Source organism: Aestuariivirga sp., from assembly GCF_037139295.1.
Taxonomy (GTDB): domain Bacteria; phylum Pseudomonadota; class Alphaproteobacteria; order Rhizobiales; family Aestuariivirgaceae; genus Aestuariivirga.
In genome coordinates this window covers 1-22,778 of sequence record NZ_JBAXGR010000044.1, presented here as the reverse complement: position 1 = coordinate 22,778, position 22,778 = coordinate 1, and the positions used below count along the sequence as shown (strand labels likewise).

Below are 22,778 nucleotides of genomic sequence, written 5' to 3'. Positions count from 1 at the left end.
GTCGCACACATGTCTCGTATCGGAAAGAAACCAGTTCCCGTACCGGCCGGCGTGACCGTCAACCTTGCTGGCAGCAATGTCGCGGTCAAGGGCCCCAAGGGCGAACTCAAGTTCGTGCTCACCGACCAGGTGATCGCCAAGATGGAAGAGGGCGCCATCAAGGTGGACCCGAAGGACAAGACCAAGCTGGCTCGTTCAGCCTGGGGCATGTCCCGCACCATGATCGCCAACATGATCAAGGGTGTGACCGAGGGTTACTCCAAGACGCTCGAAATCACCGGCGTGGGTTATCGCGCGGCGGCTCAGGGCAAGACCCTGAACCTGGCGCTCGGTTACAGCCACGACATCAATTATCCGGTTCCGGATGGCATCGACATCAAGACGCCGAAGCCGACCGAGATCGTGATCACCGGCATCGACAAGCAGCGCGTCGGCCAGGTTGCGGCTGAAATCCGCGACTTCCGCGGACCCGAGCCCTACAAGGGCAAGGGCGTGAAGTACGCCGGCGAGTATATCTTCCGCAAGGAAGGCAAGAAGAAGTAACAGGTGATGGCCATGGCTACGAAATCTCAATCGCTCCGCAAGGCCCGCGTCCGCAAGGCGCTCGCCGCGCGCGGTGCACTGCGTCCCCGGCTGTCGGTGTTCCGTTCGTCCAAGAACATCTATGCCCAGATCATCGACGACACGAAGGGTGTGACGGTTGCCGCCGCGTCCTCGCTCGAGAAGGATCTGAAAGGCAAGATCAAGACCGGCGCCGACAAGGATGCCGCTGTTGCGATCGGCAAGCTCATCGCCGAGCGCGCGATCAAGGCCGGCGTCAAGGACGTCGTGTTCGATCGCGGCGGCTACCTCTATCATGGGCGCGTCAAGGCGCTCGCAGATGCTGCCCGTGAGGGCGGCCTCAACTTCTAATCTCCGGCGAAAGATAGGCGGAAAGCAATATGGCTAAGGAACGTTCGGAGCGCGGTGACCGCAAGGACCGTGACAACCGTGAAGAGCGGGACAGCGAGTTCATAGACAAGCTCGTTCACATCAACCGCGTCGCCAAGGTGGTGAAGGGCGGCAAGCGCTTCGGCTTTGCAGCACTCGTCGTTGTTGGCGACCAGAAGGGTCGCGTCGGTTTTGGTCACGGCAAGGCGCGTGAAGTGCCGGAAGCCGTGCGCAAGGCCACCGAGTCGGCGAAGCGCGGCCTGATCCGCGTGCCGCTGAAAGAAGGCCGCACGCTGCACCATGACATCGATGGTCGCTGGGGTGCGGGCAAGGTTACCCTTCGGACCGCTCCTCCCGGCACCGGCATCATCGCCGGCGGCCCGATGCGCGCCGTTTTCGAGTCCGTCGGCATGGCTGACGTCGTGGCGAAGTCCAAGGGCTCGTCCAACCCCTACAACATGGTCCGCGCCACCTTCGACGCGCTGAAGAAGCAGACGAGCCCGCGTGCCGTCGCCTCTCGCCGCGGCAAGAAGGTCGCTGACGTGCTGGGTCGCCGTGGCGGCTCGGCCGTGGCCGAGTAAGAAGGAAACTGAACCATGGCGAAAGCCTCCAAGACGGTCACGATCCAGCAGGTTTCGAGCCCGCAGCGCCGTCCCGGCGAGCAGCGCGCGACCCTGATTGGTCTCGGCCTCAACAAGATGAACAGGACCTCGACCCTCCAGGACACCCCGGCGGTTCGCGGCATGATCGCCAAGGTCGCGCACCTCTTGCGCATCGTGGAATAAGGAAGAGCGACCATGAAGCTCAATGAAATCGCCGACAATCCCGGTTCGAAGCATGCCAAGAAGCGTGTCGGACGCGGCATCGGTTCCGGCCTCGGCAAGACCGCGGGTCGTGGTGGCAAGGGCCAGACGGCCCGCAAGGGCGGCGCCAAGGCCGGCTTCGAAGGCGGTCAGATGCCCATCTACCGCCGTCTGCCGAAGCGCGGCTTCAACAAGCCGAACCAGGTTGACTACAACGAGGTGAACCTGTCGCTGGTGCAGACCGCCATCGACTCCAAGCGCCTCGACCCGAAGCAGCCTGTGAATGCCGCGGCGCTCCTCGCCGCTGGCGTGATTTCCGCTCCGAAGGGTGGTGTTCGCCTCCTCGGCAAGGGCGAAATCAAGGCAAAGGTTGCCTTTGAGGTCTACCATGCGACGGCCGGCGCCATTGCGGCGGTTGAGAAGGCAGGCGGCTCGGTCAAGCTGCTGAAGCCTGCCGAGAAAGCACCGGACGCTAAGTAAGCTTGCAGGCACTGGTTAGGGGCCCCACATAGGGGCCCCGAGACCGTTGCGAGGACGAAGACATGGCATCAGCCGCAGAACAACTTGCCGCCAACCTGAATTTCGGTGCGCTCGCCAAGTCGGAAGACTTGAAGAGGCGGATCTGGTTCACGCTTGGCGCGTTGATCGTCTATCGCCTCGGCAGCTACATCCCCATTCCCGGGGTTGACGCGATCCAGCTCGCGAAATTCGCTGCACAGAACTCCAACGGCATTTTGGGCTGGGTGAACAACCTGGCGGGCGGCGCGCTCGGTCGCATGGCGATCTTCGCGCTCAATATCATGCCCTACATCTCGGCCTCGATCATCATTCAGCTCATGAGCTCGGTTTCGCCACAGCTCGAAGCGCTGAAGAAGGAAGGCGAGCAGGGCCGCAAGAAGATCAATCAGTACACCCGCTATGGCACGGTGCTGCTTGCCTCCCTCCAGGCCTACGGCATTGCAGTCGGGCTCGAGGGGCAGGGTGGACTCGTCGTCGATCCAGGCATGTTCTTCCGCATTTCGACCGTCATTACGTTGACGGGCGGCACGGTGTTCCTGATGTGGCTTGGCGAACAGATCACCTCGCGTGGCATCGGCAACGGCATTTCGCTCATCATCTTCGCTGGCATCGTTGCCAATCTTCCGCACGGGATCGCGGCTCTGTTCGAGATGGGCCGCACCGGCCAGATTTCGACCTTCGTGATCCTCGGTATCATCCTGCTGGCTTTTGCGGTCATTGCTTTCATCGTGTTGATGGAGCGTGCACAGCGCCGGCTGTTGATCCAGTATCCCAAGCGTCAGGTCGGCAACAAGATGTTCCAGGGCGAAAGCTCGCATATGCCGCTGAAGCTGAACACGTCTGGCGTGATCCCGCCGATCTTCGCATCCTCGCTGCTTCTGCTGCCGATCACGGTTGCCAACTTCACCAAGGGCCAGGGTCCTGAGTGGCTGAACTCGCTCACTGCGATGCTTGGCCACGGCCAGCCGCTTTTCCTTCTTCTTTATGCACTGCTCATCATCTTCTTCGCCTTTTTCTATACCTCGATCATGTTCAATCCGGTCGAGACGGCTGACAATCTGAAGAAGTATGGTGGCAACATTCCGGGCATCCGCCCGGGTGAACGGACCGCGGAATACATCGACTATGTGCTGACTCGCATTACCCTCATCGGTGCGCTTTATCTGGTGCTGGTGTGCTTGTTGCCTGAACTTCTCATCGGCTACACGGGCGTTCCCTTCTATTTCGGTGGCACCTCGCTGCTGATCGTGGTGAGCGTGACCATGGATACCGTTGCCCAGGTGCAGGGACACCTTCTGGCCCAGCAATATGAGGGCCTGATCAGGAAGTCCAAGCTCAGGGGTAGCAAGCGGTGAACATCATTCTTCTCGGCCCTCCCGGCGCCGGCAAAGGCACGCAGGCCAAGCTGATCGAAGACAGACATGGCATGAAGCAGCTCTCCACCGGAGACATGCTGCGTGCTGCCGTAGCCGCCGGAACCGAGACGGGCCGCAAGGCCAAGGAAATCATGGACCGGGGCGAACTCGTGCCGGATGCCGTGGTGGTTGGCATCATTGCCGACCGGCTGGATCAGCCGGACGTGAAAAAGGGCTTCATCCTGGACGGCTTCCCGCGCAACACGGCCCAGGCCGAAGCGCTGGACGCGATGCTCACTGGCAAGGGGCTTAAGCTCGATGCCGCGATCGAGATGAAGGTGGATGACGAGGCGCTCGTCGAGCGCATCACGGGTCGCTATACCTGCGCCAAGTGCGGCAAGGGTTATCACGACCAGTTTGAACAACCAAAGGTTTCAGGTGTATGCGATGTGTGTGGGGGAACCCAGTTCACGCGCCGCGCCGACGACAACGAGAAAACGGTTCGTGACCGCCTCGCTGTCTACAACAAGCAGACCGCGCCGCTGGTGCAGTACTATGGCGAGCGCGGTGCGCTGAAGACGATCGACGGCATGGCGGACATCACGCAAGTGACCCGCCAGATCGAAGGTGTGCTGAAGGGCGTTTGAGATCCGAAATAGGGCGGTTCTGGAGTTGACGCGCAAGCGATTCCCCTCTAGACACCGATCCAATCTCGGTCGAGGACAGGCTGGCTTCAGGGGGAATAACCTCTTGGGGTACGGCCTTATGCCTTTGGAAGTGACCGGTCGAAGCTGAAAACAAATGCGAAGTCAGCGGCTTAAACCGTTGAAGTGATTAGGAGAACAGGCGTGGCCCGTATTGCAGGCGTCAACATTCCGACCAACAAGCCGGTGGCGATTTCGCTCCGCTATATTTTTGGTATCGGCCCGGTGAACGCAGTCGAGATCTGCGAAAAGACCAAGATCGATCAGACCAAGCGCGTTAACGAGCTTTCGGACGCTGAAGTTCTGGCGATCCGTGAAGTTATCGACCGCGATTACGTGGTCGAGGGCGACCTGCGTCGCGAAGTCTCGATCAACATCAAGCGTCTCGTCGACCTCGGCTGCTATCGCGGCCTGCGTCACCGCAAGGGCCTGCCGGTCCGCGGCCAGCGCACCCACACCAACGCCCGCACCCGCAAGGGACCCGCCAAGGCGATCGCCGGCAAGAAGAAGTAAAGGCTGAAAGAACATGGCTAAGGAAGCTCAACGTCCGCGCCGCAAAGAGCGCAAGAACATCTCCTCCGGCGTCGTTCATGTGAACTCGTCGTTCAACAACACGATGATCACGATCACCGATGTTCAGGGCAACGCCATTGTGTGGTCGTCGTCTGGCAAGCTGGGCTTCAAGGGCTCGCGCAAGTCGACGCCGTATGCGGCCCAGGTTGCTGCCGAGCAGGTTGGCCGCGCCGCCATGGAACATGGCATGCGCACCGTCGAGGTCGAGGTTTGCGGTCCGGGTGCGGGTCGTGAGTCCGCTCTGCGCGCGCTGCAGGCTTGTGGTCTTCAGGTGACGTCGATCCGTGACGTGACGCCGATCCCGCACAACGGCTGCCGTCCGCCGAAGCGCCGCCGCGTCTAACTATACGCTGCTCGCCGCCGCCCCACATTTTCAGGGCGGTTCACCGTTATCTTTGTGAAAACATGGCTCCCCTGACGGGGAGCCGGATTTTCGACAGGAAGCATACAAGATGCAAGTCAACCAGAAGAACTGGCAGGAATTGATCCGTCCGTCGAAGCTCGATGTTCAGCCGGGCCGTGACCGCCGCCGCGTCGCCACCTTCGTGGCCGAGCCGCTTGAGCGTGGCTTCGGCACGACGCTCGGCAATGCTCTGCGTCGCATCCTGCTGTCTTCGCTCCAGGGTGCCGCCGTCACCTCCGTTCACATCGACGGCGTTCTGCATGAATTCTCCTCGATCGCCGGTGTGCGCGAAGACGTCACCGACATGATCCTGAACATCAAGGAAATCGCCATCGGCATGCAGGGCGAAGGCCCGAAGCGCTTGATGCTGCGCAAGGATGGCCCGGGTGTCGTTCGCGCTGGCGACATCCAGACCTCCGGCGACATTCAGATCCTGAACCCCGAGCACGTGATCTGCACGCTCGACGAGGGTGCCGAGATCCGCGTCGAATTCACCGTCGCCACCGGCAAGGGCTATGTCTCTGCCGAGCGCAATCGTCCGGAAGATGCACCGATCGGTCTCATCCCGGTTGACTCGATCTACAGCCCGGTGAAGCGCGTTTCCTTCAAGATCGAGAACACCCGTGAGGGCCAGATCCTCGACTACGACAAGCTGATCATGAACGTCGAGACCGACGGTTCGGTGAGCCCTGAGGATTCCGTGGCCTATGCCGCGCGCATTCTGCAGGACCAGCTCTCGGTGTTCATCAACTTCTCGGAGCCCTCCAAGGCCATCGTCGAGGAGTCGCGCCCCGAACTCGAGTTCAACGCAGCACTCCTCAAGAAGGTGGACGAGCTGGAGCTTTCCGTGCGCTCTGCCAACTGCCTGAAGAACGACAACATCGTCTACATCGGCGACCTGATCCAGAAGACGGAAGCCGAGATGCTGCGCACGCCGAACTTCGGCCGCAAGTCGCTCAACGAGATCAAGGAAGTTCTGGCTCAGATGGGGTTGCACCTCGGCATGGAAGTGCCGAACTGGCCGCCCGAGAACATCGAAGAACTCGCCAAGAAGTACGAACAACATTATTGAGAACCCGCACGGCGCGGCTTGAAGCCTGCGCCGGAATTGAAGGAGAACGGTTATGCGTCATGGTTTCAGGGGCCGCCGGTTCAACCGCACGGCAGAGCATCGCGAGGCGATGTTCGCCAACATGGCTGCGGCATTGATCAAGCATGAGCAGATCGTCACGACTCTGCCGAAGGCCAAGGATCTGCGTCCGGTGGTCGAAAGGCTGATCACACTCGGTAAGCAGGGTGGCCTTCACGCTCGCCGTCAGGCGATGGCTCAGGTCCGCGACGAGACCCAGGTCAAGAAGTTGTTTGACGTGCTCTCCAAGCGTTATGCCTCGCGCAGCGGTGGCTACATTCGCATCATGAAGGCCGGGTTCCGTTACGGCGATCAGGCTCCGATGGCTGTCATCGAGTTCGTGGACCGGGACGTTAACGCCCGCGGCCAGGATTCCGGCCCGAGCCATAAGTCTGAAGAGACCGCGGAAGCAGCCGCCTAATTTCTGCTATAGTACCATTCTGACACAGGGGCAGCGAAATAGCTGCCCCTTTGCCATTGCGCGGCCCGATTATTCAGTCAAAACTTGGCCCGTTCCTTGCGTTCGTTGAGTCGTGTGTTCGCCGTTGAGACACGGTGACCCTAAGATTGGACAACGATTGCAATGAACCTGACCAGCCGATTTGACATCTTCAACGCCACGCAGGAACCCTTCTCGGATGAGAAGGAATCTGCCAGCTTCCTCCGCACGGCGCGTGACCGTTTCGGCGTCCTGAACCTTTCCTACTGGTTCCTCGGGTCGTCGCGTGCCGTCCCCGACCGGATGACGTGGTTCTCCACTTATGATGAGAACTACACCCAACTCTACATGAAGGAATACTCGCCGCTGAAGGACAGTGCCTTCCACCTGTGCTTCAGCCGCCTGCTTCCTTTGGACTGGGATGAAGCCCGCACCAGCGATGACACGGTGAAGGACATCCACCAGATCGCCGAGCGCTATGGTATCGGGCGCCATGGCATCTCGATCCCGATCCGGGAACTTGGTGTCGGTGATGCGATGTTTTCCATCAACTTTGATTGTGATGATCGCCAGTGGACGGATGTACGCCGGGAATTGGTTAACGAGGTCCATCTCTTCGCGCACTACTATCACCAGCGCGTCAAGAAGCTCATTGCTGTACAGCAGCGCCCGATGGGCGAGGGCTTCGAGTTGAGCCCGCGTGAACGCGAAGTTCTGATGTGGGCGGCCGAAGGCAAGACCGCTGGCGAGACCGCGCAGATCCTCAAGCTCAGCACCAGCGCTGTAAACCTTTACGCTGCACGTGCCATGAGCAAGCTGCGCGCCCACACCAAGACCCAGGCGGTTGCGATCGCGGTGCGGAACTCGATGCTCAACTGACATTCTCCCCAACTGAACAACAAACGGCCGGTCCTCAAGACCGGCCGTTTGCATTTCATGGCGTTGATGACTCCATCAGCGCGACGCCTGCTGGGCCGGGCAACTCGTCGCCTTAATCGGATTGGCGGGATAGTAGGTGGATGTTGTTGCCGTCTGCTCCGCCGCCGCGGTCGTAGCATCCGTGTACTCCACTTTTGTCACAGTGAAAGTCACGCAGCCATTGCTGCTGCGCTCGGTGGGAGACGTGAAGAGTGGCCCGTTCCTGGTCATGCCCGCTCCGGTAACATCTGCGCTGACTGCGCCACTCCACGTGCCATAGATCTTGCTGGCTCTGAAGCCTTGGCCATCGCTGTCAACATAAGCCGAGGTGAGGGCCGTGACGTTCACCGAGCCGTCGAGGTTGCTATTCCGCGTCATGAGGATACCAGCGGTGAAGGTCTTCCCAACCACGATTTCCGTGGACGTTGTATTGCTGTAGCGGGCGGCCCCTCTGACCTTCAGTTGCACAGTATAGCGCCCCGCCTTGTCAAACCGTACCGTGGTTGACGGTTGACTCGAAGTGGTGCCGTTTCCGAAATCCCATGAATAGGCTGTGATCGAACCCGCTGGTGAGGAAGATCCAGCGCCGAAATTGACTGACAGAGGCGCAGGACCTGCCGTTGTTGACGCAGTGATGACCGCCTTGGGAACCGAAACGTTCGAGGTTGGGTAAGAGGCCGTCAGCCGGTAGTTGCCGCGCACGCCATAGTTCGAATATCCGTTTGAGCGGGCATCACCATAACCTGTGCCGGAGACCTTGAGGTAGTAGACCCCGCCCGCTGGCAGCGTAGCCGAGATGGAGGCACTGAGAGACGTGGCGGGATTGGCTGTCGCAATGACTGCGCCCGCGTCATCCGTCAGGGTAAGGACGAGATCGGCGTCAGGGCTCAACGCGGCGGGTGTGGCCGACGCGGTGAAAGCACCAGGGCCAGCGGTGATTGAGTAGGCGTCTTCATCTCCGATAAGCTGGAGCATGCCATCGAGGCTACCACCGCTGATTCCTCCAGATGAGGCGACGGGGAATGCTGATGCCGTGGCTGGTGTGCTGCCAACCTCATCCTCGCGCAATTTCAAGTAGCTCAACATGAGCGCGAAGTCATCCTGACGGTTGTTGGCTCCGTTGTACTCACCCTTGCTGAACTGGCTGATATTGGCACGATAGCTATTGCCCATGATGGGCGCCCACGTCATCGCGCCGGAGCCATGACCGGCATAGTAGGCTGACCTGCTCGTGCCATCGTGATCTAACCCGAGACGGTGGCCGACTTCATGCGAGATCGCTTCGGCGATGTATTTGCCATTCCCCGAAAAACTGTCGAAAGCGACGAAGGCAGGCTCATAGGCCGGATTACCAAAGGTGCTCACGAAGGCGATGCCAGGCGAAGACGAACTGAAAACCCGTTGGTGGGTGATCACCACCGAGGCATAGCTGACTGCTGGCGCTGTGGTGATCAGCGTATCATCCGTCGTCACGTCGATGTCGAATGGCGCATAATCCTCGGCTACACGTTGCCAAATCTGCTGGATGTTGGTGCGTTCCGCATCGCTGAAGGTGGCAGGCGCATTGTCGGTATCATAGGCATAAGCCAAGATTGGTGCGCCACCGCGCTGCGTGTTCCAGTATGTGCCGGTGATGGTGGCGCCACGGAATCGCAGGATGATGCGCTTCGGCGCGCCAGGCTTGCTGTGCAGGTTGAAGGTTTGGTCCAGAGGATAGAGCTGACCGGTATTGATGGCGCTGGATGCTGGGGCGTTCCGGGGCAGCGAGGGAGCGGCTTCCTGATAGTAGAGCCGGCCATTTCGCGCGACATTGAGCGTATTGTCCCGCAGCAGAAGTTGCCGGAGTTCCTGACCCGTCTTGCCATGCTGGGCTGCCACCGCTGATATGTTATTGCTAAGCGCCTTAACGGCAGCAGTTCCTCGTAGACCGTCTGTCGAGAGGCTCAGAGCTCTGAGGCTTTCCTGCGCCAGAGACACGTTTGCGGCAATGGGCATTAGGAGTGCCGTTGAGGCCAGAAGCGCCAGAGCGCCCTTCAAATGAACTTCCGACATGATGTAGCCCCTTGCTCGAATGATGTTGCCTTGCTCTTTGCTCATGCTCCTGGGCAAGCATGATGAATAGTTGGCAACATAAGTGTAGCGAGAGTTGTGGGAAGTCGGAAACTGTCAAGAATTTGAATGAAAACGTTTGAACCATGCGTTGTGGTTACTCCAATGGGGCATGCAGAGCATCAGAGTAACACGAAAAGGATTGCGCGGCTGACTTAACGTAAATGAAGTGCAGCAAACAAGGGGCCCTGTCGTGACTGGACCCTCTTGTTCGGCGTCAATGGTGTGGCCGAAAATCAGCCGTTGAACACTTCATCCACTGGGATTACCGCGTGGTTGCCATAGCCATTGAACATCGTCGAGGTGGCAATGCCATAGGCGCCGAGTGTGCCGAATTCGATAAAGTCCTCATCACGGATGCCGGCTGGCAGGTCCAGCTTGGCGGGAAGAACATCTAGCGGATCGCAGGTCGGGCCGAAAACTTTCCACGGCTTGCTAGGGCCTTCCAGCACCTTGCCGCCGCGGATGACGCGGTAGGGCGGCTGCAGCACGGGCGCCTGCATGAATTCCATGAGGCCGCCATAGATGCCGTCGTTGAGGAAGATGTCATCGCCATCCGAGCAGACGAGCTTGATGCGGGTGAGCAGCGACATGCAGTTGGCGACGAGGCCGCGGCCCGGCTCGCATTCGAGGGCCGGCTCCGTGCCCTTGCCGAAGAATCGCGTGGTGGCCTCGGCGATGAGGGAGAAGTAGCTCTGGAGCGGAGCAGGCTTGCTCAGCGGGTAACTGGCCGGGAAGCCGCCGCCCACATTGAGCTTGCTGATGTGAACGCCCGCTGCCTTGGCGATGCGGTGTGCGGCCTCGATGTGGCGGACATAGACATTGGGGTCGCGCGACTGCGAGCCTGGGTGGAAAGTCATGACGGGTACGTAGCCGCGGCGCTGGATGTCCTGCAGAAGTTCGACAGCGATGTGCTCGGGCGCGCCGAACTTGGTGGAGAAGTCATGTGCCGCAGTGGCGCGGTCGCGCGGCAGCACGAAGCGCACCGCCAGTTCGACGGAACGGTCATCGCCCACGATGGCGGCGATCTTGGCCACTTCCTCGCGCGCGTCCACGGCGAAGCGGCGGCAGCCGTATTTGCTGTAGGCGTCGAGGATCTCGCGGCGCGACTTGACCGGGTTATGGTAGTGGAAATGCGCTGCGGGCTGGATCGAGTGCACCAGCGCCATTTCATGCACCGAGGCGACGTCCCAATGGGTGAGGCCGGCTTGCGACAGAGCGGTCACTACCTCGCGCGAGGGGTTGGACTTGACGGCATAGCTGACCGTGCCGGGAAATCCATCGGCGAACAGTGCGAGGCGGGCTTTCAGACGGTCTGCGCTGAAGCAGAACAGGGCCTCCTCAGGCTGCATGGCCTTGGCTACGTCTGCGGCATCGGCGTAAATCGGATCGGACACCACGTTCAGGGCAGTCAGGGCCATCGAAACCTCCGTGAGGACAGGAAAAAGCGAAGGCGATAGATAACGCCAGCTCCTGTTGGTTTACACACGGCGTTGTGCTGAATTGTGACGACTGAGTCGTCATTCCGACGAAAACGGACCCCAATTCGCCGATGGTACAGATCACCCCCAAGGACGAGGAGCTCATTGCCCTCCTGAAGGTCGATTCGCGGGAGCCGGTTGCATCGCTGGCCCGGAAACTCGGCCTGTCGCGCACCACGGTGCAGGACCGGCTGAAGCGCCTTGAAGAGTCCGGTGTTATCGCCGCCTACTCGATCCGTCTGTCCCGGGAACTCGATCAGGGCGGCATGCGGGCTTTCGTCACCTTCTCGGTGGAGCCCCGCCGGCAGATCGAGGTGGGGCGCATGCTCGCCAGGTTCCCCCAAATCGAGACGCTGCACACGGTGAGCGGTAAGTTCGACCTGATTGCCCAGGTCAAGACGGGGTCTTCCGAGGCCATGGACCGGCTGATCGACGAGATCGGCCAGATCCCCGGCATAACGCGGATCGAGACCTCGGTCATTTTGTCGACAAAGCTAGATCGCAGATAGGCTGCAGAAAGCGGCCCTATGAGGAGTCACATGCGTTTCATTCCCGCCATTCTCTCCGCACTCATCTTGTGCGCAACCAGTCCCATGGTTCAAGCCGACAGCAAGGTCGTGCCGGGCTCATCTGCCGTCATGCAGCTCAGCTTTGCGCCCGTGGTCAAGAAGACGGCGCCCGCAGTCGTCAATGTCTACTCGCAGCGCAAGCTGGTTGAGGACCAAAGCAAGAGCGGCCTCATGGAGGATCCGTTCTTCCGCCGCTTCTTCGGAGATGGCGGCAGCTTTGGCCGCCCGCGCGAACGGGTTGCCAGTTCACTGGGCTCCGGCGTGATCGTTGATCCGAACGGACTGATCGTCACCAACAACCACGTCATTGCCAATGCAACTGACATCAAGGTGGCGCTGGCCGACAAGCGAGAGTTTGAGGCCAAGGTTTTGATCGCCGACGAGCGCACCGATCTGGCCGTGCTGAAAATCGAGGTTCCGGACGAGCAGCTTCCCGCTCTTGCGCTCGCCGATTCGGATGCGCTTGAAGTGGGCGATCTCGTGCTCGCCATCGGCAATCCCTTCGGCGTCGGCCAGACGGTGACGAGCGGGATCATCTCCGCCCTTGCCCGCACCCGGGTGGGTGTGAGTGACTACCAGTTCTTCATCCAGACGGATGCCGCCATCAATCCTGGCAACTCGGGTGGTGCGCTTGTCAACATGAACGGCGAGCTGGTCGGCATCAATACCGCGATCTTCTCGCGGTCCGGTGGCTCGATTGGCATCGGCTTCGCCATCCCGACGAATATGGTGAAGACCGTGGTCGCAACCGCCGAGACGGGCGGGGCTGCCATCAAGCGCCCCTGGCTTGGGGCGGAACTTCAGGACGTATCACCCGATATCGCAACGTCGCTCGGCATGGCGCGGCCGGAGGGTGCGCTGATCGTGAACCTTCATCCCGAAAGCCCGCTCGCGAAGGCCGGCCTGAAGCGTGGGGACATTGTGCTGGCGCTCGAAGGAAAGCCTGTCGAGACGGCGCAGGAACTTGGCTACCGTTCAGCGACAACGGCGATCGGCGCGACGATCATTGTTGAGTACCAGCGCAAAGGTGACCGCAAGGAGACGCAAATGACCATGATCGCCGCGCCGGAAACGGTGGCGCGCGACGATACGGTTATCAAGGGGCCGAACCCGCTGAGCGGAGCCACCCTCACCAACCTGTCGCCTGCAGTGGCGGAAGAACTGAGCCTTCCGGCTGAACTACAGGGCGTGGTGATCTCGAAAATCGAGAAGGGTCCTGCGATGCGCTTCTTCAAGCGCGGTGACGTGGTCTTGGACCTGAACGGCTCCAAGATCGACAACGTAGACACGCTGAAGGCGGCGCTTGCAGACGAGCGGAACATGTGGCGCATCGCCATCAACCGCGGCGGGCGCGTTTTGAAACTGGCCATCGGCGGTTGATGGCGAGCCTCTGCGACTCCGCCGGCTTCGGCAAGGACGCACCGCGCCCGCTGGCGGACCGGCTGCGCCCTGCGAAGCTGGCGGATGTCGTGGGGCAGGACCATCTCGTGGGCTCCGACGGGGTGATCACCCGGATGCTGGCCGCGGGCCGCATCCCCTCGATCATACTGTGGGGGCCGCCGGGCACCGGCAAGACCACCATCGCCCGGCTTCTGGCCGGCGAGACAGGCCTTGCCTTCGAGCAGATCTCCGCCATTTTTTCTGGCGTTGCCGACCTCAAGAAGGTGTTCGAGCAGGCGCGCATCCGGCGGGAGCAGGGGCGGGGCACGCTGCTGTTTGTCGACGAGATCCATCGCTTCAACAAGTCCCAGCAGGATTCATTCCTTCCTTTCGTCGAGGACGGCACCATCATCCTGGTGGGCGCCACGACGGAGAACCCGAGCTTCGAGCTGAACGGGGCTCTCCTGTCGCGCGCCCAGGTGCTGGTGCTGAACCGGCTGGACAATGACGCCATGCAGGCGCTGATCGGCCGTGCGGAAATTTTCGAGCGCCGCCCGCTGCCGGCAGACCCTGCCGCGCGCGAAGCCATGACCGGCATGGCGGATGGCGACGGGCGCTATTTCCTCAACATGCTGGAAGAGGTCTTCGCGGCCGTTCCGGAGGGAGCAGCACCGCTGACGACGGAATTGCTGGCGCGCACCGTACAGAAGCGCATGCCGCTTTATGACAAGGCGGCGGACGGGCACTACAACCTGGTCTCAGCGCTGCACAAGGCGGTGCGCGGCTCGGACCCCGATGCAGCACTTTACTATCTGGCGCGCATGCTGGTGGCGGGGGAGGACCCGCTGTTCATCGTGCGCCGTGTGGTGCGCATGGCGATCGAGGACGTGGGACTGGCTGACCCCGAGGCCCTTCACCAGGCGCTGGCGGCAAAGGAAACCTATGACTTCCTCGGCAGCCCCGAGGGTGAACTCGCCATTGCGCAGGCCGTCGTCTATGTGGCGACCGCGCCAAAGTCGAACGCTGTCTACAAGGCCTATAAGGCCGCGACCGAGCGCGCCAAGCAGACGGGCTCGCTGATGCCGCCCAAGATCATCCTCAACGCGCCGACCAAGCTGATGAAACAGCAGGACTACGGTACCGGTTATCGCTATGACCACGACCAGCCGGATGCATTTTCCGGGCAGAACTATTTCCCGGACGGAATGGGCCGCGAGACCTATTACGACCCCGTCGAGCGCGGCTTCGAACGCGAGGTGAAGCGGCGACTGGAATATTGGTCGAAGCTCAGGAAGGAACGGGGGTCCACTTAGGCCCGTCATCTTGGTGAAAGCCGTGACCCGCTTGCCGTGCTGGCCACGGCAGATCGGCGCCAGAGGCTGTGCGGAGGGCGTGGGGCGGCTTACTGAGGTGGCCCGCTAGGGCCCTACCGAATAGATCCTAACGCAGGAAAACAATCGTTACGAAGCTCATTACGGGGCAGTCGTTCGCGCTCGATATCCGCCGTCACCCCGGCGAAGGCCGGGGTCCAGCTTCGGGCATCGGCGGCGTGGAAAGCTGGATCTCGACCTTCGCCGGGATGACGGGCTTAAGGTGTGAAGAACCTGAGCCTCGCCACATAGTCCGCCGGCAGCCCATTCTCCGCCGCACCTTCGAGGATGGTCGCGAGATACTCGACACTCGGAACATGCTCACCCGGCTCCGGCCGCGCGAAATAGGTGAGGCACTCCACCATGTCGCTATTCATCAGCACACGGACGGTATGGCGATTGTAGCGGTTCACATCGGCGGACTTCGCCGGATCATATCCCTCGCGCCTGTCGAGTGCCGCCAGGTCCTCGTCATGCAGCCGGTAGATGACGCCCCAGACTTCCGCCCCCGGCGTTTCCGCCAGACCCGCCACGCCGCAATTGCGGATGGGGGAGTGGCGGGGAAAGCAAAGGGCATGGTCCTTCAGCACCGCAACGCCTAAGCACTCATGGTCCGGGCAGCGCTCTGTCATCTGCCGCCTCGACATGTTGGAACCATAGGCGAAGTAGAGGAACACTACTCCGCGGCCTGTCTCTTTCCCCGGCGGAGCACGTCCTTGAGGAAGTGGCCGGTGTAGCTGCGCTTCTCGCGCGCCACGTCTTCGGGTGTTCCGGCCACGACGATCTCGCCTCCGCCGTCGCCGCCCTCGGGGCCAAGGTCAATGATCCAGTCGGCTGTCTTGATGACTTCGAGATTGTGCTCGATCACCACCACGCTGTTGCCCTGGTCGACGAGCTCATGCAGCACCTCAAGCAGCTTCTTCACGTCGTGGAAGTGAAGCCCCGTCGTTGGTTCATCGAGCAGGTAGAGGGTGCGGCCGGTGGCACGGCGGGAGAGTTCCTTGGCGAGTTTCACGCGCTGCGCCTCACCGCCAGAGAGCGTGGTGGCCTGCTGCCCGACCTTGATATAGCCCAGGCCCACGCGTTCCAGCGTCTCCATCTTGTCGCGCACGCTCGGCACGGCGCGGAAGAAATCCGCACCCTCCGAGACGGTCATGTCCAGCACGCCGGCGATGGACTTGTCCTTGAACTTGATCTCCAGCGTCTCGCGATTGTAGCGGTGGCCGTGGCAGGCGTCGCACGTCACATAGACGTCCGGCAGGAAGTGCATCTCGATCTTGATGACGCCGTCGCCCTGGCAGGTTTCGCAACGGCCACCCTTGACGTTGAAGGAGAAGCGGCCCGGCTCATAGCCGCGCGCCTTCGCCTCCGGCAGGCCCGCGAACCAGTCGCGGATCGGCGTGAAGGCGCCGGTGTAGGTGGCGGGGTTGGAGCGCGGCGTGCGGCCGATGGGGCTCTGGTCGATATCGATGATCTTGTCGAGGAGTTCGAGGCCCTCGATGCGGTCATGCTCGGCCGGTGCCTCGCGCGTGCCCATGAGCTTGCGCGCGGCGGCCTTGTAGACGGTGTCGATCAGCAGGGTGGACTTGCCGCCGCCCGAGACGCCGGTGACGCAGGTGAAGACGCCGAGCGGGATTTCCGCGTTGACATTCTTCAGGTTGTTGGCGCGGGCACCCTTGACGCGGATCGAGCGGCCCTTCTCCCACTTGCGGCGGATGCCGGGGAGCGGAACGGCCTGCTGGCCGGTGAGATATTGCCCGGTCAGCGACTTGGGGTTCGCCATGACTTCGGCGGGCGTACCCTGGGCGATGATCTCGCCACCATGCACGCCGGCACCCGGCCCGATGTCGACCACATAATCCGCCAGCCGGATCGCGTCCTCGTCATGCTCGACGACGATCACGGTGTTGCCGAGGTCGCGGAGGTGCACGAGGGTTTCCAGCAGGCGCGCATTGTCGCGCTGGTGCAGGCCGATGGACGGTTCGTCCAGAACGTAAAGGACGCCGGTCAAGCCGGAGCCGATCTGCGAGGCAAGCCGGATGCGCTGGCTTTCGCCGCCCGAAAGCGTGCCGGAGGTGCGCGACAGGTTGAGGTAGTCGAGCCCCACGTCCACCAGGAACTTCAGCCGGTCGCGGATTTCCTTCAGGATGCGCGCCGCGATCTCCTGGTCCTTGGGCTTCAGCTTGGCCAGCAGGGTAACGAACCACTCATTGGCCTCGCGGATCGACATGGCGGAAATTTCGCCGATGTGCTTGCGGTCCACCTTCACGGCGAGGGCCTGCGGCTTGAGGCGGTAGCCGTTGCACTCGGAGCAGGGGTGGTCCGACTGGTATTTCGAGAGCTCCTCCCGCATCCACTCGGAATCCGTCTCGCGCCAGCGGCGCTCGATGTTGCCGATCACGCCCTCGAAGGGCTTCTTGGTCTTGTAGGCGCGGATGCCATCATCATAGGTGATGGTAACTTCGTCCTCGCCCGTTCCGAAGAGGATGGCCTCGCGCGCCTTCTTCGGAATGTCCTTCCAGGGCGTGTTCATCGACACCTTGAAGTGCTTGGCCAGCGCCTCAAGCGTCTGGTTGTAATAGGGCGAGGTGTTGCCGGTGCGCGCCCACGGCAGGATGGCGCCCCCCTTCATGGAGAGTGAGGAGTCCGGCACCACAAGTTCCGGCTCGAAGTGAAGCTCGGTGCCCAGCCCGTCGCATTTGGGGCATGCGCCAAAGGGATTGTTGAAGGAGAACAGCCGTGGCTCGATCTCGTCGATGGTGAAGCCGGAGACGGGGCAGGCGAAGCGCTCGGAGAACAGCAGGCGCTCATGCGTGTCGTTCTTCGACTTGTTGGCGCCCTCTTCGGAGGTTTCCGACGCCTTCAGCGGCTTGTCGGCGAATTCCGCGACCGCGAGGCCATCGGCCAGCTTGAGTGCCGTCTCGAAGCTGTCGGCAAGGCGCGTGCCGATGTCGGGCTTGACCACGATGCGATCGACCACGACGTCGATGTCGTGCTTGAACTTCTTGTCAAGCGCCGGGGCGCTGTCGATCTCGTGGAACTGGCCGTCGATCTTGACGCGGGTGAAGCCCTTTTTCTGGAGGTCCGCCAGTTCCTTGCGGTATTCGCCCTTGCGGCCGCGCACGATGGGGGCGAGCAGATAGAGCCGCGTGCCCTCGTCGAGCGCCAAGACGCGATCGACCATCTGCGTGACGGTCTGGCTCTCGATCGGAAGGCCGGTGGCGGGCGAATAGGCCACACCGATGCGCGCGAAGAGCAGGCGCATGTAGTCGTAGATTTCGGTCACGGTGCCAACGGTGGAGCGCGGGTTGCGGCTCGTGGTCTTCTGCTCGATCGAGATGGCGGGCGACAATCCGTCGATCTGGTCGACGTCCGGCTTCTGCATCATCTCCAGAAACTGCCTGGCATAGGCCGAGAGCGACTCGACATAGCGGCGCTGGCCTTCGGCATAGATCGTGTCGAAGGCGAGCGACGACTTGCCGGAGCCCGACAGGCCCGTAAACACGATCAGCTTGTCGCGCGGAAGCTCCAGCGAGACATTCTTCAGGTTGTGCTCACGCGCACCCTGAATGGACAGGACTTTCTTTTGCTCTGGCATAGGCTCTCGACTAGATCAAAAAGGGAACGTCCGCAAGGACGCAGGAAGCTTTGGAGTGAGTACGATGGCGGGCGATGTCCAGTTCGGCTCTGGGGCAACGAAAACGATAAGCCTCACCCGAATCAGGCGCGGGCCGCTAGACGTGCCCGCGTGAAACCACACGACATCCTGCGCAAGACCTTCGGTTACGAGAGCTTCCGGCCCGGCCAGGAGGGCATCGTCTCCACGCTCCTGGAGGGCCGCAACGTGCTGGCCGTCATGCCCACAGGGTCTGGCAAGTCGCTTTGCTACCAGGTGCCGGCACTGGCGCGCGGCGGTCTCGCCATCGTCGTCTCGCCGCTCGTGGCGCTCATGCAGGACCAGGTGGCGGCTCTCAAGCTGGCGGGTGTGGCCGCCGAGAGCATCAATTCGGCGCAGGACCGGGAGGAGAATGTCGCCATCTGGCGGCGCGTGGCGGGTGGCGAGGTGCGCCTGCTCTATCTCTCGCCCGAGCGGCTGATGACGGAGCGGATGGTGGGGGCCTTGTCCCGCCTCGACGTCCAACTCATCGCCATCGACGAGGCGCATTGCATTTCGCAGTGGGGCGCTTCGTTCCGGCCCGAATATGACATGCTGCAGACGCTTCGGCAGTCCTTCCCCGGCGTGCCCATTGGCGCCTTCACGGCGACGGCCGACGAAGCGACAAGGCGCGACATCGTGGGCAAGATCTTCGGTGGCGAGGCGGAGGTTTATGTCGCGGGCTTCGACCGGCCCAACCTGCAGCTGGCCGTGGCGCCCAAGGACAATGCCAAGCAGCAGCTTATCGATTTTCTCGATGGCCGGGCGGGGCAGTCCGGCATCGTCTATGCCCTGTCGCGCAAATCGACGGAGGAGTGGGCGAGTTTCCTCGCCTCCAAGGGCTTCCGCGCCATCGCCTATCACGCCGGCATGACGGCTGATGATCGTGCCGAGGCGCAGAGCCTGTTCATGACCGAGAAGGGCGTGATCGTCTGTGCCACCATCGCCTTCGGCATGGGCATCGACAAGCCGGACGTGCGCTTCGTCTTCCACGCCGACCTGCCGTCCTCGCTCGATGCCTATTACCAGGAGATCGGGCGCGCCGGGCGTGACGGCAATCCGGCGGATGTGAAGATGGTCTATGGCCTCGGCGACATCCAGATGCGCCGCCGCTTCATTGACCAGGAGGAGGGCGGCGACGAGCGACGGCGGCGCGAGCACAAGCGGCTCGATGCGCTGGTTGCCTATTGCGAGGCGCCGGAGTGCCGGCGCCAGAACCTGCTGTTCTATTTTGGTGAGGACTCAGCCCCTTGCGGAAACTGCGACGTCTGCCTCGACCCGGTTCACCTCGTCGACGGCACGGCGGAGGCGCTGTGGGTGATCGAGGCGGTGAAGACCACGGGGCAACGCTTCGGCGCGGCGCATGTGGCGGACATCCTGGCGGGCAAGAGCAACGACAAGGCTGAGGCGCTGCGGCATACGGAGCTCGCGGTCTTCGGCATCGGCAAGGCGCAGGGGCGGCCGCACTGGCAGTCGATGATCCGGCAGCTGGTGGGCGGCGGTTGCCTCGCCATCGACGTGGCTGGCTTTGGCGGACTTGCGATCTCGCCCAAGGGCCAGGCGTTGGCGCGCGGTGAAGGCAGCTTCCGCTGCCGGCAGGATCCGGTGCGGACCTCACGCAAGGCAGAGCGCGCGCGCAAGATTGTGGCAGCAGTGGAGGAGGGTGGCGTTTCCGACGAGCTGCTGCAGCGGCTCAAGTCGCTGCGGGCGAAGCTGGCGAAGGAGCGCCGCGTCCCAGCCTATGTGGTGTTCACCGACCGGACGCTGATCGACATGGCCGCGAAGCGGCCGCTCACCCGTTGGGATTTCGGCGAGGTGAATGGCGTGGGCGAATCCAAGCTCCAGCAGTTTGCCGAGGTGTTTCTCGCGGAGATTACAAATTTCGTTCGTCAGGACAGCGGCGTTGCCTAATTTGAGGGCAACCTTTAAGCCTATCGCAACGTCAGGATTCGAATCGTGAAGCCACCCCGCCTGCTCGAAATCAAGGCGCTGATCATCGTCGCCTTGCCGCTGATCTTCGCCTATCTCGCCGATGTCATCATGATCATCACTGCCAAGATGGTGGTGGGGCAGCTGGGCGCCATCGACCTGGCCGCGGCGGGGATCTCGACCGACCTGTCGTACCAGATGTGCATCATCCTGATGGGCTTCTTTTCCGTGGTGGGCGTGCTCGTCTCGGAGGCGCGGGGTGCGCTGAACCGCGAGCGCATCGTGCCGGAACTGGTCCGGGGCATGATCCTCGCGGGGCTACTCGGCCTGGTGGTCACGGTGGTCGTGCTGAACCTGGGGTCTGTTCTGCGGGCGCTGGGGCAGCAGCCGCAGGTGATCGAACTCGCCGGGCCCTATTACACCGGCTTTGCCTTCGCCATGCTCCCCATCGTGTGGTTCGGCGTGCTGCGGAGCTTCGCTGCAGCGATGATGAACACGGGCGTCGTTCTCGCCGTCACCGTGGTGACGGTGATCCTCAACTACTTCCTCATGCAGGGGCTGGTGCACGGCAGTTTCGGGTTCGCCAGAATGGGCATTGCCGGTGCGGGCTTCGCATGGGCCGTGTCCATGTGGTTCAAGTTCCTGTGCCTCGCCGTCTATACCGTCATCATCATCCGCCGGAACCGCTTGCCGCTGCATGAGGGCACGATCGGCGGCCCGCGCGCCTATGGGCCCCTGGTGCGACTCGGGCTTCCCGTGGCGGGGATCGTCGCGATGGAGTCCGGGCTCTTCGCGGCGACGTCACTGCTCTCGGGCATCATGGGCACGGTGGAACTTGCCTCCTACCAGATCGTGATGGGCTGGATTGCCATTCCCTTCGTGATCTCTCTCGGCATCTCGGAGGCGGCCATGGTGCGCGTGGCCTATTTCGTCGGCGCGCGTGATCCTGCAGCGGCACGGCAGGCCGGCAATCTCGGCATGCTCGTCGGTGTCGGAATCCCGCTCCTTCTGGTGGCGATCCCGGTTTTCGCTCCCGGTTTCATCAGCCGCATCTTCCTCGACCCGTCTGATCCGAATTTCGCGAAGATCGGTGCGCTGGTGGCCACGCTGCTGCTGATCGCCGCGGTGTTCCAGGTCTTCGACGGGTTGCAGGCCATCGCATCGCACGCGCTGCGCGGCCTCAAGGATGCGGTTGTGCCGCTGATCATCGCCGGCATCGGATATTGGCTGATTGGCCTCGGCAGCGGCTACCTGTTCGGCTTCCACTTCGGCTGGGGCGCAGTGGGACTGTGGGGCGGCGTGGCCATAGGCCTCGCTTTCACCGGCACGCTGCTGGCCTGGCGCTTCGAGCTTCTGGCGAAACGTCAGTTGCCGGAGTGATTGGTGGTCGAGACGTAGGTCTCGTCCTCCTGGCCCGCACGCTCGAACTTCAGGAAGTCATAATAGCCGCAGTGGCCTTCACCCGGGAAAATCCGGCAGGTGGAAGGGCGCGCGGTATAGATGGTGCAGCGGCGCTCGGTGGTGTCGAAGAACTGGCATATCTTGCCGTAGTGCTCGTCCTTCTGGCGGCGCATCACGCGCTTGTAGCCATGCGCCGACTTGAAATACTTCTTCTCAGCCTGTTTCAGGCTCAGGCCGAAGTGCTTGGCGATGCGCTCGGCATCCTTGTCCTTCACTTCGATGACCGGGTAGGAGCAGCAGTAGCCGGGGCACTTGAGGCAATCGTATTTCGGGCGGGCCATGGGTCTCGATTCCAGAAGCGTTGTCGCGCTGGACGCTAGGACGATGTGGCCTTGCCTGCAACGGCTGGCGGCTTCTGGCCGCTCAGTTGGGCAAATTTCCTGTTGGTATCTGCTATCTCGCCCATCATCCATTCGCGGAAGGCGCGGACGGGAACCGTCTCCTTCTGGCCCTTGCCGCGCACGATCCAGTAATGCCAGTGGTCCTTCATGTCGAAATTGAAGGGCCGCACCAGCCATCCTTCGAGCAGCGCGTCCGTTGCGAGGACCTGATCGGTGAGGGCAAAGCCCTGGCCGGCTTCGGCGGCCTCGATGGCGAGGTGGTTCTGAAACAGCGTTCCGCGCCAGTCCTCGACGCCCAAGACGCCCGCCGCGGCGAGCCAATCGGCCCACCATTGCTTGCGCGATTCATGGAGCAGGTTGAAATCCGAGAGATCGGCAGGCTTCAGCTCGGCCCGGTCCTTCAGCAGCTTCGGGGCGCAGACCGGGAAGATCATGGCATCGGTGAGCTTGCTCGCCTCAACGTCATCCCACTGGCCCGTGCCGTAGCGGATGCCGACATCGGCCTCGCCGGACCGGAAGTCGGCGAGCTTGCTGGTGGGGTCGATCGACAGTTCGATGTCCGGGTGAAGGTCGTTGAAGCGGCCGAGCCGCGGCACCAGCCAGCGCGAGGCAATGGAGGGCTCGACGCTGACTTTCAGCTGGCGCACGTCGCCGACCGCAGCCGCCTCACGCGTGGCATCGGCCAGCTGGTCGAAAAGGGGGGTGAGGCG

The 22,778-nt window shown here is 62.1% G+C and carries 23 protein-coding genes; 17 read left to right on the top strand and 6 right to left on the bottom strand.

All coding sequences use genetic code 11. The features are described 5' to 3' along the window. Positions 1-9: 9 nt before the first annotated feature. From rplF to WCJ41_RS12335, 12 genes are all read left to right on the top strand, one after another. Positions 10-543 carry a 50S ribosomal protein L6 gene (rplF, locus tag WCJ41_RS12390; protein WP_336906137.1) on the top strand — a complete coding sequence of 178 codons (534 nt, stop codon included), beginning with the start codon at positions 10-12 and terminating at the stop codon, positions 541-543. Positions 544-555: 12 nt separating this feature from the next. Then, complete coding sequence (rplR, locus tag WCJ41_RS12385; protein WP_336906136.1) at positions 556-912, top strand: 50S ribosomal protein L18; 357 nt, start codon at positions 556-558, stop codon at positions 910-912. A gap of 29 nt (positions 913-941) precedes the next feature. Next, positions 942-1,511 carry a 30S ribosomal protein S5 gene (gene rpsE / locus WCJ41_RS12380; RefSeq protein WP_336906135.1) on the top strand — a complete coding sequence of 190 codons (570 nt, stop codon included), beginning with the start codon at positions 942-944 and terminating at the stop codon, positions 1,509-1,511. A gap of 15 nt (positions 1,512-1,526) precedes the next feature. Beyond that, positions 1,527-1,715 carry a 50S ribosomal protein L30 gene (gene rpmD / locus WCJ41_RS12375; RefSeq protein ID WP_336906134.1) on the top strand — a complete coding sequence of 63 codons (189 nt, stop codon included), beginning with the start codon at positions 1,527-1,529 and terminating at the stop codon, positions 1,713-1,715. 12 nt (positions 1,716-1,727) lie between these two features. Then, positions 1,728-2,213, top strand: a complete 486-nt coding sequence (gene rplO, locus WCJ41_RS12370) for a 50S ribosomal protein L15 (RefSeq protein WP_336906133.1) — start codon at positions 1,728-1,730, stop codon at positions 2,211-2,213. Positions 2,214-2,275: 62 nt separating this feature from the next. Continuing rightward, positions 2,276-3,607: a preprotein translocase subunit SecY gene (secY, locus tag WCJ41_RS12365; protein WP_336906132.1), complete on the top strand. Its 1,332-nt coding sequence runs from the start codon at positions 2,276-2,278 to the stop codon at positions 3,605-3,607. Beyond that, complete coding sequence (locus WCJ41_RS12360) at positions 3,604-4,254, top strand: adenylate kinase (RefSeq protein WP_336906131.1); 651 nt, start codon at positions 3,604-3,606, stop codon at positions 4,252-4,254. The genes secY and WCJ41_RS12360 overlap by 4 nt, the downstream gene beginning before the upstream one ends. A 201-nt stretch (positions 4,255-4,455) precedes the next feature. Continuing rightward, entirely contained in the window at positions 4,456-4,824 is a 369-nt protein-coding gene (gene rpsM / locus WCJ41_RS12355; protein WP_336906130.1) for a 30S ribosomal protein S13, read from the top strand. Positions 4,825-4,837: 13 nt separating this feature from the next. Beyond that, complete coding sequence (gene rpsK, locus WCJ41_RS12350) at positions 4,838-5,227, top strand: 30S ribosomal protein S11 (protein WP_336906129.1); 390 nt, start codon at positions 4,838-4,840, stop codon at positions 5,225-5,227. A 109-nt stretch (positions 5,228-5,336) separates the two neighbouring features. Further along, complete coding sequence (locus WCJ41_RS12345; RefSeq protein WP_336906128.1) at positions 5,337-6,359, top strand: DNA-directed RNA polymerase subunit alpha; 1,023 nt, start codon at positions 5,337-5,339, stop codon at positions 6,357-6,359. Between the two features lie 52 nt (positions 6,360-6,411). Then, the gene (gene rplQ, locus WCJ41_RS12340; protein WP_336906127.1) at positions 6,412-6,837 is read left to right on the top strand and encodes a 50S ribosomal protein L17; all 426 of its coding nucleotides are present in this window, start codon (positions 6,412-6,414) and stop codon (positions 6,835-6,837) included. Positions 6,838-6,999: 162 nt separating this feature from the next. After that, positions 7,000-7,734: a LuxR C-terminal-related transcriptional regulator gene (locus WCJ41_RS12335; protein WP_336906126.1), complete on the top strand. Its 735-nt coding sequence runs from the start codon at positions 7,000-7,002 to the stop codon at positions 7,732-7,734. A gap of 75 nt (positions 7,735-7,809) precedes the next feature. On the opposite strand, the gene WCJ41_RS12330 is transcribed toward WCJ41_RS12335, so the two are convergent. Together WCJ41_RS12330 and WCJ41_RS12325 are read right to left on the bottom strand one after the other, a co-directional pair. After that, positions 7,810-9,870 carry a PKD domain-containing protein gene (locus WCJ41_RS12330; protein WP_336906125.1) on the bottom strand — a complete coding sequence of 687 codons (2,061 nt, stop codon included), beginning with the start codon at positions 9,868-9,870 and terminating at the stop codon, positions 7,810-7,812. Between the two features lie 248 nt (positions 9,871-10,118). After that, a complete protein-coding gene (locus tag WCJ41_RS12325; protein ID WP_336906124.1) occupies positions 10,119-11,303 on the bottom strand; it encodes a hypothetical protein in 1,185 nt (394 codons plus the stop codon). Between the two features lie 131 nt (positions 11,304-11,434). Between WCJ41_RS12325 and WCJ41_RS12320 the strand changes: the two genes are divergently transcribed. The 3 genes from WCJ41_RS12320 to WCJ41_RS12310 are packed head-to-tail and all read left to right on the top strand — an operon-like array spanning position 11,435 to position 14,625. Further along, positions 11,435-11,872 carry an Lrp/AsnC family transcriptional regulator gene (locus WCJ41_RS12320; protein WP_336906123.1) on the top strand — a complete coding sequence of 146 codons (438 nt, stop codon included), beginning with the start codon at positions 11,435-11,437 and terminating at the stop codon, positions 11,870-11,872. 30 nt (positions 11,873-11,902) lie between these two features. Further along, on the top strand, positions 11,903-13,312 hold the full coding sequence (locus tag WCJ41_RS12315) for a DegQ family serine endoprotease (RefSeq protein WP_336906122.1): 1,410 nt from the start codon (positions 11,903-11,905) through the stop codon (positions 13,310-13,312). Further along, positions 13,312-14,625, top strand: coding sequence for a replication-associated recombination protein A (locus tag WCJ41_RS12310; RefSeq protein ID WP_336906121.1), 1,314 nt, complete (start codon positions 13,312-13,314; stop codon positions 14,623-14,625). Before WCJ41_RS12315 ends, WCJ41_RS12310 begins: the two co-directional genes overlap by 1 nt. Positions 14,626-14,900: 275 nt before the next feature. On the opposite strand, the gene WCJ41_RS12305 is transcribed toward WCJ41_RS12310, so the two are convergent. Then, positions 14,901-15,359, bottom strand: coding sequence for a gamma-glutamylcyclotransferase family protein (locus WCJ41_RS12305; protein ID WP_336906120.1), 459 nt, complete (start codon positions 15,357-15,359; stop codon positions 14,901-14,903). Continuing rightward, positions 15,359-18,280: an excinuclease ABC subunit UvrA gene (gene uvrA, locus WCJ41_RS12300; protein ID WP_336906119.1), complete on the bottom strand. Its 2,922-nt coding sequence runs from the start codon at positions 18,278-18,280 to the stop codon at positions 15,359-15,361. The genes WCJ41_RS12305 and uvrA overlap by 1 nt, the downstream gene beginning before the upstream one ends. A 150-nt stretch (positions 18,281-18,430) precedes the next feature. Here uvrA and recQ point away from each other — a divergent pair, with 150 nt between their 5' ends. Then, complete coding sequence (recQ, locus tag WCJ41_RS12295; RefSeq protein WP_336906118.1) at positions 18,431-20,248, top strand: DNA helicase RecQ; 1,818 nt, start codon at positions 18,431-18,433, stop codon at positions 20,246-20,248. Positions 20,249-20,293: 45 nt separating this feature from the next. Next, on the top strand, positions 20,294-21,646 hold the full coding sequence (locus WCJ41_RS12290; RefSeq protein WP_336906117.1) for an MATE family efflux transporter: 1,353 nt from the start codon (positions 20,294-20,296) through the stop codon (positions 21,644-21,646). Here the strand turns inward: WCJ41_RS12290 and WCJ41_RS12285 are convergent. Both WCJ41_RS12285 and WCJ41_RS12280 read right to left on the bottom strand, forming a co-directional pair. Beyond that, positions 21,631-22,008 carry a YkgJ family cysteine cluster protein gene (locus WCJ41_RS12285; RefSeq protein ID WP_336906116.1) on the bottom strand — a complete coding sequence of 126 codons (378 nt, stop codon included), beginning with the start codon at positions 22,006-22,008 and terminating at the stop codon, positions 21,631-21,633. The genes WCJ41_RS12290 and WCJ41_RS12285 overlap by 16 nt on opposite strands. 35 nt (positions 22,009-22,043) lie before the next feature. Next, positions 22,044-22,778 (bottom strand): LysR substrate-binding domain-containing protein (locus WCJ41_RS12280; protein WP_336906115.1); only part of this gene is annotated, 735 nt, incomplete at its 5' end.

Coding starts and splice junctions, on each gene's coding strand:
- uvrA (WP_336906119.1), bottom strand. CDS start 18,280: ATGCCAGAGCAAAAGAAAGTCCTGTCCATTCAGGGTGCGCGTGAGCAC.
- secY (WP_336906132.1), top strand. CDS start 2,276: ATGGCATCAGCCGCAGAACAACTTGCCGCCAACCTGAATTTCGGTGCG.
- WCJ41_RS12325 (WP_336906124.1), bottom strand. CDS start 11,303: ATGGCCCTGACTGCCCTGAACGTGGTGTCCGATCCGATTTACGCCGAT.
- WCJ41_RS12345 (WP_336906128.1), top strand. CDS start 5,337: ATGCAAGTCAACCAGAAGAACTGGCAGGAATTGATCCGTCCGTCGAAG.
- rplO (WP_336906133.1), top strand. CDS start 1,728: ATGAAGCTCAATGAAATCGCCGACAATCCCGGTTCGAAGCATGCCAAG.
- WCJ41_RS12335 (WP_336906126.1), top strand. CDS start 7,000: ATGAACCTGACCAGCCGATTTGACATCTTCAACGCCACGCAGGAACCC.
- rpmD (WP_336906134.1), top strand. CDS start 1,527: ATGGCGAAAGCCTCCAAGACGGTCACGATCCAGCAGGTTTCGAGCCCG.
- rplQ (WP_336906127.1), top strand. CDS start 6,412: ATGCGTCATGGTTTCAGGGGCCGCCGGTTCAACCGCACGGCAGAGCAT.
- rplR (WP_336906136.1), top strand. CDS start 556: ATGGCTACGAAATCTCAATCGCTCCGCAAGGCCCGCGTCCGCAAGGCG.
- WCJ41_RS12310 (WP_336906121.1), top strand. CDS start 13,312: ATGGCGAGCCTCTGCGACTCCGCCGGCTTCGGCAAGGACGCACCGCGC.
- rpsE (WP_336906135.1), top strand. CDS start 942: ATGGCTAAGGAACGTTCGGAGCGCGGTGACCGCAAGGACCGTGACAAC.
- WCJ41_RS12285 (WP_336906116.1), bottom strand. CDS start 22,008: ATGGCCCGCCCGAAATACGATTGCCTCAAGTGCCCCGGCTACTGCTGC.
- WCJ41_RS12315 (WP_336906122.1), top strand. CDS start 11,903: ATGCGTTTCATTCCCGCCATTCTCTCCGCACTCATCTTGTGCGCAACC.
- rplF (WP_336906137.1), top strand. CDS start 10: ATGTCTCGTATCGGAAAGAAACCAGTTCCCGTACCGGCCGGCGTGACC.
- WCJ41_RS12330 (WP_336906125.1), bottom strand. CDS start 9,870: ATGAGCAAAGAGCAAGGCAACATCATTCGAGCAAGGGGCTACATCATG.
- rpsK (WP_336906129.1), top strand. CDS start 4,838: ATGGCTAAGGAAGCTCAACGTCCGCGCCGCAAAGAGCGCAAGAACATC.
- WCJ41_RS12320 (WP_336906123.1), top strand. CDS start 11,435: ATGGTACAGATCACCCCCAAGGACGAGGAGCTCATTGCCCTCCTGAAG.